This is a genomic window from Micromonospora marincola, from assembly GCF_056150385.1.
In genome coordinates, this window is the sequence record NZ_JAXCFT010000017.1 from 62,322 (window position 1) to 74,135 (window position 11,814).

General features: G+C 71.9%; 14 protein-coding genes and 1 pseudogene. 10 read left to right on the forward strand and 5 right to left on the reverse strand.

The features are described 5' to 3' along the window. Positions 1-59 precede the first annotated feature (59 nt). The 3 genes from SM450_RS25875 (at position 60) to SM450_RS25885 (ending at position 3,577) form a co-directional block, all read left to right on the forward strand. The gene (locus tag SM450_RS25875) at positions 60-1,037 is read left to right on the forward strand and encodes an ATP-binding cassette domain-containing protein (protein ID WP_474622379.1); all 978 of its coding nucleotides are present in this window, start codon (positions 60-62) and stop codon (positions 1,035-1,037) included. A 2-nt stretch (positions 1,038-1,039) separates the two neighbouring features. Then, complete coding sequence (locus SM450_RS25880) at positions 1,040-1,804, forward strand: ABC transporter permease (RefSeq protein WP_474622380.1); 765 nt, start codon at positions 1,040-1,042, stop codon at positions 1,802-1,804. Between the two features lie 120 nt (positions 1,805-1,924). Then, on the forward strand, positions 1,925-3,577 hold the full coding sequence (locus tag SM450_RS25885) for a class I adenylate-forming enzyme family protein (RefSeq protein WP_474622381.1): 1,653 nt from the start codon (positions 1,925-1,927) through the stop codon (positions 3,575-3,577). Positions 3,578-3,646: 69 nt separating this feature from the next. Here SM450_RS25885 and SM450_RS25890 read toward each other — a convergent pair whose 3' ends face one another. Next, entirely contained in the window at positions 3,647-3,853 is a 207-nt protein-coding gene (locus SM450_RS25890; RefSeq protein WP_474622382.1) for a hypothetical protein, read from the reverse strand. Beyond that, positions 3,841-4,008: a DeoR family transcriptional regulator gene (locus SM450_RS25895; protein ID WP_474622383.1), complete on the reverse strand. Its 168-nt coding sequence runs from the start codon at positions 4,006-4,008 to the stop codon at positions 3,841-3,843. The genes SM450_RS25890 and SM450_RS25895 overlap by 13 nt, the downstream gene beginning before the upstream one ends. Before the next feature lie 27 nt (positions 4,009-4,035). Between SM450_RS25895 and SM450_RS25900 the strand changes: the two genes are divergently transcribed. The 4 genes from SM450_RS25900 to SM450_RS25915 all read left to right on the forward strand — a co-directional run bounded on the left by SM450_RS25900 (position 4,036) and on the right by SM450_RS25915 (position 5,779). Continuing rightward, positions 4,036-4,359: a hypothetical protein gene (locus tag SM450_RS25900; RefSeq protein WP_474622384.1), complete on the forward strand. Its 324-nt coding sequence runs from the start codon at positions 4,036-4,038 to the stop codon at positions 4,357-4,359. Further along, the gene (locus SM450_RS25905; protein WP_474622385.1) at positions 4,360-5,085 is read left to right on the forward strand and encodes a TSUP family transporter; all 726 of its coding nucleotides are present in this window, start codon (positions 4,360-4,362) and stop codon (positions 5,083-5,085) included. It begins immediately after the preceding gene. After that, a complete protein-coding gene (locus SM450_RS25910) occupies positions 5,079-5,237 on the forward strand; it encodes a hypothetical protein (RefSeq protein ID WP_474622386.1) in 159 nt (52 codons plus the stop codon). The genes SM450_RS25905 and SM450_RS25910 overlap by 7 nt, the downstream gene beginning before the upstream one ends. A 62-nt stretch (positions 5,238-5,299) precedes the next feature. Beyond that, a complete protein-coding gene (locus SM450_RS25915) occupies positions 5,300-5,779 on the forward strand; it encodes a hypothetical protein (RefSeq protein WP_474622387.1) in 480 nt (159 codons plus the stop codon). 160 nt (positions 5,780-5,939) lie between these two features. Here the strand turns inward: SM450_RS25915 and SM450_RS25920 are convergent. Together SM450_RS25920 and SM450_RS25925 are read right to left on the reverse strand one after the other, a co-directional pair. After that, positions 5,940-6,119: pseudogene (locus tag SM450_RS25920) on the reverse strand (DUF397 domain-containing protein); the annotation flags it as partial. Next, positions 6,110-6,889: a helix-turn-helix domain-containing protein gene (locus SM450_RS25925; protein WP_474622388.1), complete on the reverse strand. Its 780-nt coding sequence runs from the start codon at positions 6,887-6,889 to the stop codon at positions 6,110-6,112. The pseudogene SM450_RS25920 and the gene SM450_RS25925, both read right to left, overlap by 10 nt. A gap of 170 nt (positions 6,890-7,059) precedes the next feature. Here SM450_RS25925 and SM450_RS25930 point away from each other — a divergent pair, with 170 nt between their 5' ends. After that, complete coding sequence (locus SM450_RS25930) at positions 7,060-7,716, forward strand: aldo/keto reductase (protein ID WP_474622389.1); 657 nt, start codon at positions 7,060-7,062, stop codon at positions 7,714-7,716. Between the two features lie 110 nt (positions 7,717-7,826). Here SM450_RS25930 and SM450_RS25935 read toward each other — a convergent pair whose 3' ends face one another. Further along, a complete protein-coding gene (locus SM450_RS25935; protein ID WP_474622390.1) occupies positions 7,827-9,200 on the reverse strand; it encodes an extracellular catalytic domain type 1 short-chain-length polyhydroxyalkanoate depolymerase in 1,374 nt (457 codons plus the stop codon). A gap of 187 nt (positions 9,201-9,387) precedes the next feature. On the opposite strand from SM450_RS25935, the gene SM450_RS25940 reads away from it, so the two are divergent. Together SM450_RS25940 and SM450_RS25945 are read left to right on the forward strand one after the other, a co-directional pair. Next, positions 9,388-10,356 carry a PaaX family transcriptional regulator gene (locus SM450_RS25940; protein ID WP_474622391.1) on the forward strand — a complete coding sequence of 323 codons (969 nt, stop codon included), beginning with the start codon at positions 9,388-9,390 and terminating at the stop codon, positions 10,354-10,356. A 335-nt stretch (positions 10,357-10,691) separates the two neighbouring features. Continuing rightward, a complete protein-coding gene (locus SM450_RS25945; RefSeq protein ID WP_474622392.1) occupies positions 10,692-11,705 on the forward strand; it encodes a glycoside hydrolase family 11 protein in 1,014 nt (337 codons plus the stop codon). Positions 11,706-11,814 lie beyond the last annotated feature (109 nt).

Below are 11,814 nucleotides of genomic sequence, written 5' to 3' on the forward strand. Positions count from 1 at the left end.
CACCCGCGCGAGCGCCCGTGGCGGGTCGGCCCGGCGTCGCCGCCGCACGAGGAGGCTCGATGATCGAGGCCACCGGCCTTCGCAAGTCGTTCCGGGTGGGTCGCGGCCGGGGCGCCGGTACGGTCGAGGCGGTACGCGGTGTCGACTTCGCGGTGCGGCGCGGTGAGATCGTCGGTTTCCTCGGCCCCAACGGCGCGGGGAAGTCCACCACCCTGCGGATGCTGGCGACGCTGCTGAAGCCCAGCGGGGGCGCGGCCACGATCGCGGGCGTCGACCTGCTGCGCTCGCCCGCCCAGGTGCGGCGGCGGATCGGGTTCGTGGCGCAGGCCAGCGGCACCTACGACGACTCGACCGCCCGCCGGGACCTGGTGCTCCAGGCGCGGATGCACGGCCGGTCGAAGAGCGTGGCGCAGGAGTTGGCGGCGGCGGCGATCCGCGCGTTCCAACTCGACGACTTCGCCGACCGGAAGATCAGGACCTACTCCGGTGGGCAGCGCCGGCGGCTCGACGTGGCGCTCGGCGTCATCCACTCGCCGCGGGTGATGTTCCTGGACGAGCCCACCGCCGGGCTCGACCCGCCCAGCCGGACCCGGATGTGGCAGGAGGTGCGGCGGCTGCGCGACGAGGGCATGACGATCTTCCTGACCACGCACTACCTGGACGAGGCGGACAGCCTGTGCGACCGGGTGTCCATCATCGACGCCGGCCTGATCGTCGCCGAGGGCACGCCGTCCGACCTGAAACGCGAGATCTCCGGTGACGTGGTCGCGATCGACTTCGCCGCGCCCGACCTCGTCGACGCGGCCGGCGGTGACCTGCCGGCCGCGACGAAGCTGCTGGCCGAGGCGCCCTACGTCCGCGCGGCGGAGCCGGTCGACGGCACCCTGCGGCTCTACGTCGACAGCGCCGCCACGGCCATCCCGCAGATCATGCGGGCGCTCTACGACCGGGGCGTCGAGCCGGCCGCGATCGAGACCCGCCGGCCCAGCCTCGACGACGTGTTCCTGGCCAAGACCGGCCGTTCGCTTGAGGAGTGACGGTGCGACTCGTCCGTGACACGTGGCTGATCTTCCAGCAGGAGGCCGGCCTGATGGTGCGCAACCCGGTGATGGTCGCGTTCAGCCTGGCCCAGCCGATCACCTACCTCGTCCTCTTCGCCCCGTTCCTGAAGGTGGTGATGGTCGACCGGGGCGCGTCCACCTACGCCGACGCCTATCGCATCTACGTGCCGGGCCTGTTCGTGGCGATGGGGCTGTTCGGCGGCCTGTTCGCCGGCTACGGGCTGCTCAGCGCGTTGCGCGCGGGCATCATCGACAGGTGCCGGGTGACGCCGGTGAGCCGCACCGCGTTGTTGCTCGGCCGGGCGCTGATGCACGTGTGCCTCAACGTGACGCAGGCGGTCGTCGTCACGCTCGTGGCGCTGCCGTTCGGCCTGCGCGTGCACCTGGTCAACCTGCTCGTCTCGTACGCGCTGCTGGGCGTGATGGTGCTGCTGAGCACGTCCATCTCGTACGACATCGCGTTGCTGGTCCGCAACGAGAACAGCCTCGGCGTACTGGTGAACACCGTGGGTCAGCCGATCTCGCTGCTGGCCGGCGTGCTCATCCCGCTCGTGCTCGCGCCGATGTGGATCCAGCGGGTGGCGCTCTGGAACCCGTTCGCCTGGGCCACCGACGGGATGCGGGCGCTCTTCGCCGGCCAGGTCTTCCAGACCGTGGTGTGGCAGGGCGCGCTCATCATGGTCGGGCTGGCCGCCGCGAGCCTCCTCTGGTCGTCGCACCTGTTCAACCGCGAGGTCTCCTGACCGTCCTCTATCGACCATTGTCTCGCCGTGACGGGCGCTCTAGCCTGATCGTGTCCTCGCGCGGCGAGGGCGCGCGGGGGCGTGGCTTCGGTGGGCGTGTCACACAGAGGAGGCAACGCGTTGGGTGCCGACAACTTCCGGGCGACCCTGGCGGCGGACCAGGAACTGGGCGCGGGCAACGTCCTGCTGCGGCTGGCCGAGCACGGGGCCGACATGCGGATGCCCCGGGTGACGTTCGACGTCGACGTGGACGGGATCCCCGCCTGGACCCCGCTGTCACTCGCCACACTCACCGAGCGGGTGGCCGCCCGGGCGGCCTGGTTCGCCGCGCGCGACATCGGCCGGCGGGACCCGGTCGCGGTGTACGTGACCTCCGCGCCTGACGTGTTCCTCACCTTCCTGGCCCTCACCTGGCTCGGCGCCATCCCGGCGCTGATGAACGGCAACATGCCTGTCGAGCTGGCCGCCGAGTTCGTCCGCCGGCTGCGCGGCGCCGGTGTCGTCGTGGACGCCGACCACGCCGCGCTGCGCGACCACGACCTCGGCGTGCCGATCCTCGGCGACGCGGCGGAGATCGGCGCCGGTGACCCCGCGCAGGCGCCGCCGCACCACCGCCACCACCCGGAGGACCCGGTCGTCATCACCCACTCCTCGGGCACCACGCGGGTGCCGGCGGCGATCGTGCACTCGCACCACGGCCTGTTCGCCGCGATCCGCGCGGTACGGCTCACCGAGTCCCGGCCGTACGGCGAGGTGCGGGAGCTATCCGCGCTGCCGGCCGCGCACGCCGCCGGCATCATCACGCTCAACCAGGCGCTCTGCAACGGCTACCAGTTGCTCTGCCTGTCGGCGCAGGGCGGCCCGTTCGCGCGCAGCGCCGAGACGATCCTCGACGCCATCGAGCGGTGGCGTCCGACAGGCGTCTTCGGCTTCGCGGTGACCTGGTCGGAGCTGGCCCGCGTCGACCTGGGCACCCGCGACCTCAGCTCAGTGCGCAACTGGTTCAACACCGGCGACTGCGCGCACGAGTCGCACGTGCGCCGGCTGGTCGCCGTCGGCAGCCACCCCACCTGGACCCGGGACGGCATGGTCGACGTGCCCGGCTCCAAGTTCGTCGACATGCTCGGCTCCACCGAGATGGGCCACGGCGCGTTCCGGATCACCCACCGGCTCGGCAGCGACCGCTACGACCGCTGCGTCGGCCGGCCGTACCCGTTCGCCGAGATCGCCCTGCTCGACGTGAGCACCGGCGAGGAGGTCCCGGAGGGCCAGGTCGGGCACGTCGGGTTGAAGTCGCCGACGCTCGCGATCGGCTACTGGAACGACTCGGTCACCACCTGGCGCACCCGGCTGAACGGTTACTACCTGACCGGCGACCTGATGTACCGCGACCCGAACGGCGACTACCACCACGTCGACCGGGCCAGCGACGCGGTCGACCTGGGCGACGGCGCGTGGCTCTACACCGCGCTTTCCGAGGAGCGCATCCTCGCGCACTGCCCGGACGTGCGGGACTGCACAGTCGTCGCCGCCACCGCCGACGGCGGCGGGACGGTCACCGACGTGCTGCTCCTGCTCGCCGACGACGCCGATCCCACACTCGACCGCACCGAGCGGGTCCGGGCGGCGCTGGGCCCGGCGGTGGCCGCGACGCTGCGGCGGGTGGTGACCGTTCCCGAGGACGGCGTGGTGATGGGACCCACCGGCAAGGTGCGCAAGTTCCTCATGCGCCAGCGCCTGCTGGCCGACGCCGGGGCGCCGGCCGCGGGATAGTCGGTGTCGGCCCCGGACCCGCCGGTCAGCCGCGCGGGCGGATAGCCGGCGTCCGCCCCGGAGCCACCGTCAGCCGCGTGCGGCGGCGACGCCGTGCGGCGCGACGAACACCTTGTCGGCCGTGCCGGCGCGCTGCGCGTCCAGGGCCGCCGGCAGGTCGTCCAGGTCGTAGAAGGCCGGACGCAGCCGGTCCAGGCCGAGGTTCGGCAGCATCCGCACGGCACGGTGACGGGTGTACGGGTTGATCACCGCGCCGACGAGCGTCAGCAGGCACACCGCATCCGCTTGGCGCCGGCGTGGCTGAGCGCGCGGGAGGCGTACCCCTGCCCCACGGCGCCGCCCGGCGGCAGGCGGACGGTCATCTGGGAGACGCCGAGCTGCGCGCTAAGGTCGGCGACCGAGAGGAAGCCGGCGCGACTCAGCGCTGCCATGATGTGCGTCCGAGCTATGGAGGAACCGTGACCGTCGACCCCTCGATCCTCGCCCGCCCGTCCGGCGGCTACGCCATGTTCGCCCCGCGCCAGAGCGAGCCGGTGACCGACGCGCAGCTCACCGCGTTCAAGGTCGACGCCGCGCGCGCTCAACCCCCACGCCTCGGCGATCCTCGTCGACAAGCAGTTCGGCTGGTGCCCACGCACGGCAGGGGCACCCCGGACGAGATCACCGCCGGTTGCGCGGCGCCGACGACCGCGATCAGCAGTCCCTGGGTGGTGCTGTCCTCAGGCGTACCCGGCGACGTCTTCCCCGACGCGGTGCGGCTCGCCTGCGCCGTGTCGCGCTAGATGCCGCCCGTCGGTGACCTGCTCGCGGTCGGCGCCGTCGCGGTCGGCGCCACCATGCAGCGCGCGACAGGTCTAGGCTTCGCCCTGGTCGCCGCGCCGTTCCTGGTCATCATCCTCGGGCCGTTCTCCGGGGTGACCCTGGCCAACCTGCTCTCCGGGGTGATCAACCTGGTCGTGCTCTGCGTGACCGCCCGGGCACTGCGCCGGCGCCTCGCCCTCCAGATGATCGCCGGAGTGATCCTGGGGCTGCCGCTCGGCGTCTGGATGGTGCGGGAACTCCCCGGCCCGGTCCTGCTCGTCGGCATCGGCCTGATCACCGCCGGATCCGTGACCTGGGTGGCGCTGGGCCAGCGCATGCCGTTCCTGCGGAACCGGGGCGGGGCGGTGGCGTCGGGGTTCGCGTCGGGCTTCTTCAACACGACCGCGGGCACCGGCGGGCCGGCCCTGGCGGTGTACGCCGCCAGCACCGACTGGGAGCACCGCAGCTTCGTCCCGACCGTGCAACTGGTCGGGCTGGTCACCAACGTGCTGTCGCTGGCCGCCAAAGGCCCACCGACCCTGTCCTGGAAGCTGCTGCTGGCCTGCGGGGCGGCCCTGGCCGTGGGCATCGGCGGCGGGCACTGGCTGAGCCGCTGGCTGCCGGAGCGGACAGCCCGACGCTTGATGCTGGCACTTGCCATCGTTGGCAGCGTCATCGCGATCGGCAAGGGGGTGGCGGCGTGGTGAGACGGTCGCCGCCGACCCGCCGACCGTGGCCTCCAGGCGGAACGGACGGTGCCGGCCTGGCGGCGTACCGCGGCGGGTGGCTCTTCCTGGCCGCCGTCACCGGCGCGACCGCGATCGGCGTCGCGCTCACCATCCTCGTCGCCGGGTCCTGACCGGAGCCGGACCCGACCACTGATCGGCCGTGGGGTGCGCGGCCGTGCCAGAATCGGCAGCCGTGTCCTACCTACCCGCGCAGCCGTACCAGCCGATGCCGGCCGCCCCGCTGACCGCCTACCCGCAACCGATCGCGCCGCCGCCGGGCCACGCGGTGCTCGTCGTCTCGGTGAACCGGGGGCCGTACGCGATCCCGGTGCCGACGACCAGCCGCTTCAAGGTCGACAAGCTGGTGGTGCCGATCCCCGGCGAGGGCACCTGGCACATCGCGGTCCCGGCCGGCCCGCACGACGTCCGGTACACCGACTTCATGGGCATCCCGATCGTCACCACGTCGCTTGTCGCCCAGCCGGGGGCGGCCCATCACCTGTCGTTCCGCTTCGGCGCCTGGCGCAACCGGGTGCACGACGGCTACGGCACCGACGTGACCCGCTTCGGCCTGTGGTCGAACTACAGCGTCGCGCTTGTCGCGCTGGCCGTCATGGTGCCGCTCTGCTGCGGAGTGGTCGCGCTGATTTCGGGCGGCCTCACCTCGACCTGACCGACCTGACGCCGCCCGAGCTGGCGCGGTGACCACGGCGGTTGATGGAATGGCCGGCATGACCGGCCGCGGACCGGTCGCCTGGCCGCCCGCGCCGATCCGGACCGAGCGGCTCGTGCTCCGTGCGGCCGAGGGCCGTCAGGCGGCGGGACCGATCCGCTTTGGCCAGGTCCACGAAGGACGGCCAGGACGCGGCGTCGACGTGCAGGGTGCCGCCGTCGCGGTCCTTCGTGTCGCGGACCAGCACGACGCCCGGCAGATTGTCGGCGACCTCGACGCAGGAGCCACCGTTGCCGCCGGACCGGGTCGACTTCCGCCACTGAGGGGTGGTCAGTTCCATGACTTCGCCACTTCCTTGATCAGCTTGAGGGACTGCCGGCGGGGGAGCGCCTCGTTCCGCACGATCTCCCACGTCTTCGCGAGCCTAGCAACGTCGGCCGATGCCTCGACGATCTGCGCGTTGAGTTGGTTGTCGGCGTAAGCAACCCGGGCGCCGTCCGGCAGCTCCGCGATGATGAACTGCCCGGCCAGGCCCAGGTACATGCCGGCGTCGACAGGCACCACGTGCACCTGGACGTGTTCCAGCACGGCCAGTTCCACCAGGCGGTCGAACTGTTCGGCCATCAGGCCCGGGGCGTCGAGCACCGGCCGGCGCAGCACCGACTCGTCGATGACGGCGATGAGCTGCGGCGGATGCGGCCCGGTCAGGACCGCCTGCCGGCCGAGGCGGCTCGTCACGATGCCGTCGCACTCCTCCGGGGTGAACCGGCCGCCGGCAAGCGTCGCGCGGGCGTACCGCTCGGTCTGGAACAGGCCCGGCAGGTAGGCAAGCTCGAACCAGCGCAGCGTGGTGGCCTCCCGCTCGAACACGATCCACTCCCGCAGCCACGCCGGATCGGCGTCGAGCGACCCCAGCGCGCGCAGCATCCGCTCGAACCGGCCGCCGCTGCCGAACCGCTCGTCGATCGTCCGCATGTATTCCTTGGCCGGGGCGCGTCCGGCGGTCTCCACCCCGCTGACGTGCGACCCCGAGTAGTCGATCTTCCGGCCGAACTCCTCCTGGCTTATCTCGGCCGACGCCCGGAACAGTGATCCAAGGTAGTCGAACACTTACCAACTGTCATCGAGGCGAGCCGTGCCGCTGAGATCTTGGTACGGGACCGCCCTGACAGGGGCCGATCCGTACCAAGATCCCGAGGCGAGGGCCTGCCGGGTGCCGTCGCCGAGCAGCGTTACGGGGTCGCCGTGCCGGTGACCGGGTGCTGTGCTATCCACGACGCATGGCCGACGACCAGCACGTTTCCCCCGTGGGTGCCGACATCCGCGACAATCGACTGATCTACGGCTGCATGGGGCTGGGCGGCGGGTGGGACGACGAACCGTACGGCGCGCCGGAGATCGCGGCGGCCCAGGCGGCGGTCGAGGCCGCCCTGGAGATCGGCGTCACCGCGTTCGACCACGCGGACATCTACCGCAACGGCAAGGCCGAGGCGGTCTTCGGTGAGGTGCTCGCCCGCGCGCCGGAACTCCGGTCGCGCCTCGTGATCCAGACGAAGTGCGGCATCCGCCTGGCCGGCACGGACGGGCCGGGCCGCTACGACCTGCGCGGGGAGCACATCGTGCGCAGCGTCGAGCGGAGCCTGACCCGGCTGCGCACCGACGTGCTCGACGTGCTGCTGCTGCACCGGCCGGACCCGCTGGCCGACCCGGACGTGGTGGCCGAGGCGCTGACCTCGCTGCACCGGCAGGCCCTGGTGCGGCAGTTCGGCGTGTCGAACATGGCGGCGGCGCAGATCGCCCACCTCCAGGCGTCCCTCGACACCGCCAACCCGGACCGCATCCGGGCCTGCCGGGACGCGGCCCGCCGCGACCCGGAGTTGACCCGCGAGGAGTGGTACGACCTCTGGGTGACCGCCCGCGGCGCCCCCCTGCCCTAACGGCCCGTGCCCCCGCATGCCCATGCCCGGATTCACGGAAAGAGTGGCTGCCCAGGCTCGGACAGCCACTCTTTCCGTGAATCAGCGGGACGGGGGGACGAGGGACGGGGTCAGGCGAGGGTGCAGGCGGCGCCGTTGAGGGTGAAGGAACTCGGGCGGCCGGTGTTACCGGTGTGGGTGGCTTGGAATCCGATGGTGGTCGAGCCGTTCGCCGGGATGGCGCCGTTGTAGCTGACGTTGCGCGCCGTCACCTGGCCGGAGTTGGGGGAGTACGACGCGTTCCAGCCCGAGGTGATGGTCTGTCCGCCGGGCAGGGTGAACGCCAGGGACCAGCCGTTCACCGCGGCGGATCCGGTGTTGGTGATGATGATGTTCTCCGTCAGCCCGGAGTTCCAGGCGTTCAGGTCGACGCTCACCCGGCAGGCGCCGGAGCCCGGCGGCGGCGTGGTCGGGGTCGGGGGCGGCGTCGGCGACGTGGTCGGCGAGGTGGTGGGGCTCGGCGAGGTGGTGGGGCTGGGCGAGGTGGTCGGCGACGTGGTGGGGCTCGGCGTGCTGGTCAGGCCGAAGAACGCGAGGGCGACCGCCGCCATGCCGCCGGACGGCAGGCTGTGCCCGGCGCCCTGGATGCTGTACGCCTCGACCTGGACGGTGCCGTTGGCGTCGGCGTAGCGCCGCCGGTTCCAGTTGGCCTGCGGCGTGTCGGTGGAGGTGGGCGTCTGACTGAGGCCGAACACGTTGGTCCACTGCTCGATGGTCTCCTGGAGCAGCGAGTACGGCACGAGCGTGTCGGCGGTGCCGTGCCAGAGCTGCACCCGGGGACGGGGCCCGGAGTAGCCGGGGTACGCCGCGCGGACCGCGTCACCCCACTGCTGCGGGGTCCGGTTCATGTTGCCGCCGGTGCACTGGCTGCTGCCCGGCGGGTAGTCCGCCGCGTTCGCGAAGCAGTTGTAGGGCACGCCCATGAACGCCGCGCCGGCCTTGAACACGTCGGGGTAGAGCGCCAGCATGTGGTTGGTCATCATGCCGCCGGACGAGCTGCCGGTGGCGTAGACCCGGTCAGGGTCCGCGCCGTACTGCTGCTGGACGTAGCGGACCATCGAGACGATCGACACCGGGTCGCTCCCGCCGCCGCGACGCTTGGCGGCGTCGGACCAGGTGTCGAAGCAGTTGCCGAAGCCGGCCTGCTGGGTCGCGCTGGGGTAGATCACGATGTACCCGTACCGGTCGGCGAGCGAGGCGAACTCGCTGCCGGAGTAGAAGCCCGGGCCGGAACCGCCGCAGCCGTGCATGGCGACCACGGTCGCCGGCCGCGCCGGCCGGTTGTCCGGGACGTAGACGTGCATGCGCATCCGCCCCGGGTTGTCACCGAAGCTTGTCACCTCGGTCAGCGACGCCGCGTACGCGGGCTGCATGGCCGGGATGACCAGGCCGGCTGCCGCAAGCGTGGCGGCCAGCGCGAGCAGCATCTTCCCTCTGATTTTCACGGAGACTCCTTCGATCACCTGTGCAGGTTGGGGTCGTCGGTGGTGCGCCCTGCCCGGCTCCGCGTCGGGTAGCACATAGTGTTCTCGCCGGTCCGTGAAGTGTCAATCGACGTATCACGATGTGCATGACACCGGGGTGATCCGTCTACAGTCGAGGTCCCGTCCCCGAGCCGAGTCCGGAGCGCCCGTGGCCAGCGCGTTCGACATCGAGGAGATCTACCCGGACGAGCCGTCGGTGCGGCTGCCCCGGAGGCAGTCCGGCGCCGCGCCGCAGGGCGTCGCGGTGACGCTGATGGCGGACTACACCCTGCGTACCCGGGCGGCTTTTCCGTCCGCGGCGATCGTGGCGCTGCTCGCGGAGGCCGGGGTGAGCAGCGCCGGGGCCCGGACCGCGATCAGCCGGCTGGCCCGCCGGGGCGTGCTGGAGCGCAGCCGGGCGGGCCGGAACAGCTCCTACCGGCTCAGCCAGTCCGTCGCCGCGAACCTCTCCGCCGGCGGGCACTGGATCCTCGCCTCCACCTCGCCCGCGGCGCCGTGGGACGGGTGTTGGACGATCGTCGCGTTCTCGCTGCCGCAGGACCACAGCGCGCAGCGGCGGGCGCTGCGCGGCCAGCTCCGCTGGCTCGGCTACGCCCCGCTGTACGACGGGCTGTGGATCTCGCCGCACGAGCTGACCCGGGCGGCGCGTGCGCGGCTGGCCCAGCTCACCCTGGGCGCGGTCACGGTGTTCCGGGGCCGGCACGCGGAGCTGGACGCGGCCGGCGGACGCCCGCCCATCGCGGCCTGGGACATCACCGCCATCAGCCGGCAGTACGAGGAGTTCCTGCGCCGGTGGACCCCGCTGGCGTCCCGGACCGGGTCGGTCGACGGCGCGGCGGCGGTGCGGGCGCGCACCGAGGTGATGGACACCTACCGGCGGTTTCCCACGCTCGACCCGCGGTTGCCGCTGGAACTCCTGCCGGCCGGGTGGCCCCGGCAGGCGGCCCGGGAGCTGTTCGCGGCCGTCTACGACGGCCTGGCCGAACCCGCCGAGCGCCACGTCCGGGCGGTGGTCGCGGGCCACGCCGGCGGCGCGCCGCCGGAGGTCCGGGCGCACACCACCGCCGACCTGCTTGCCGGGGTACGCGCGAACTCGTGCGCCGCGCCGCCGGGTTGACGCCTCACTCGACGTCCGATCTTCTGGTCCGGAAAGTCTCCGAAAGTTTCGGCAATTGATCTCCACCGGCCACGGTTGTGCGATACGTCGCCGTATCGAATGCCGGTTGTCGAAGCGCTTCAACTCGCCGTCTTCCAGCGCATATCCGGCGTCGATGATCTCTCTGTCGCCATCACCGGTTTCCATGACGTTTCCGGAAGTTGTTGACACAAAGAACAACGCCTTCAATACTGTGGCCATCGACTCGCCTCGATGGCGATCGAGGTTCGTCGGCCGGCGATGGTGCTGCCACCCCGCCGGCCGCGCCCCCGCCACCACAGGGAGGAAACACGCCCATGAACGACGCCCCCGTCCGCTCGGGCAGCCGCAGGCGCGGACGCCTCAGGATGCTTCTCGGTGGAGTCTGCGCCGTGGCGCTCGCCGCCGCCGGCACCACTGCGGTCCTGTCCGGTCCCGCCTACGCCGACACGACCGTCACGTCGAACCAGACCGGCAACAACAACGGCTACTTCTTCTCCTTCTGGAAGGACAGTGGCAACGTCTCCATGACCATGGGGAACGGCGGTCAGTACAGCACCCAGTGGAGCGGCATCAACAACTTCGTGGCCGGCAAGGGCTGGAACCCCGGCACCGCGCGCAACGTCACGTACTCCGGTAGCTTCAACCCGTCCGGCAACGCCTACCTCACCTTGTACGGCTGGACCCACAACCCCCTCATCGAGTACTACATCGTCGACAGTTGGGGTAGCTGGCGCCCGCCGGGCAGCGGCTACATGGGCTCGGTCAGCTCGGATGGCGGCACGTACGACATCTACCGCACCCAGCGGGTCAACGCGCCGTCGATCGAGGGCGACAACAAGACCTTCTACCAGTACTGGAGCGTCCGGCAGTCGAAGCGGGTCGGCGGCACCATCTCCGCGGGCAACCACTTCAGCGCCTGGTCCCGGCTCGGCATGAACCTCGGCAACCACGACTACCAGATCCTGGCCACCGAGGGCTACCAGAGCAGCGGAAACTCCAACATCACGATCGGCGGCTCCAGCCCGACCCCGACCTCGGGCACGACCACCCCGCCGCCCAGCGGCGGCGGCTGCACGGTAAGCGTGAGCCGGGCCGAGGAGTGGGGTGACCGGTTCAACACGACGTTCTCGGTCAGCGGCAGCAGCAACTGGACGGTCCGGATCCAGACCCAGGGCGGGCAGAGCCTGCAGAACAGCTGGAACGCGTCGGTGAGCGGCACCAGCGGCACGCTCACCGCGCGTCCGAACGGCAACGGCAACAACTTCGGCATCACGCTCTACAAGAACGGCAACAGCAACACGCCGACGGCGACCTGCTCGACGAGCTGAGTCGACCTTCTCCCGGGTGGGGGCGGCGCCCCCCCGGGCCCCCCCCCCCACCCCGGGGACCGGCCCGCGGCGGCGCCCCCGCCCCGGGGGCGCGCGGTGGACGGGCCTC

What these genes read in the sequence shown, in the direction of transcription:
- SM450_RS25875 (WP_474622379.1), top strand. Translation starts at nt 60, where the DNA reads ATGATCGAGGCCACCGGCCTTCGCAAGTCGTTCCGGGTGGGTCGCGGC.
- SM450_RS25930 (WP_474622389.1), top strand. Translation starts at nt 7,060, where the DNA reads ATGGCCGACGACCAGCACGTTTCCCCCGTGGGTGCCGACATCCGCGAC.
- SM450_RS25895 (WP_474622383.1), bottom strand. Translation starts at nt 4,008, where the DNA reads ATGGCAGCGCTGAGTCGCGCCGGCTTCCTCTCGGTCGCCGACCTTAGC.
- SM450_RS25905 (WP_474622385.1), top strand. Translation starts at nt 4,360, where the DNA reads ATGCCGCCCGTCGGTGACCTGCTCGCGGTCGGCGCCGTCGCGGTCGGC.
- SM450_RS25945 (WP_474622392.1), top strand. Translation starts at nt 10,692, where the DNA reads ATGAACGACGCCCCCGTCCGCTCGGGCAGCCGCAGGCGCGGACGCCTC.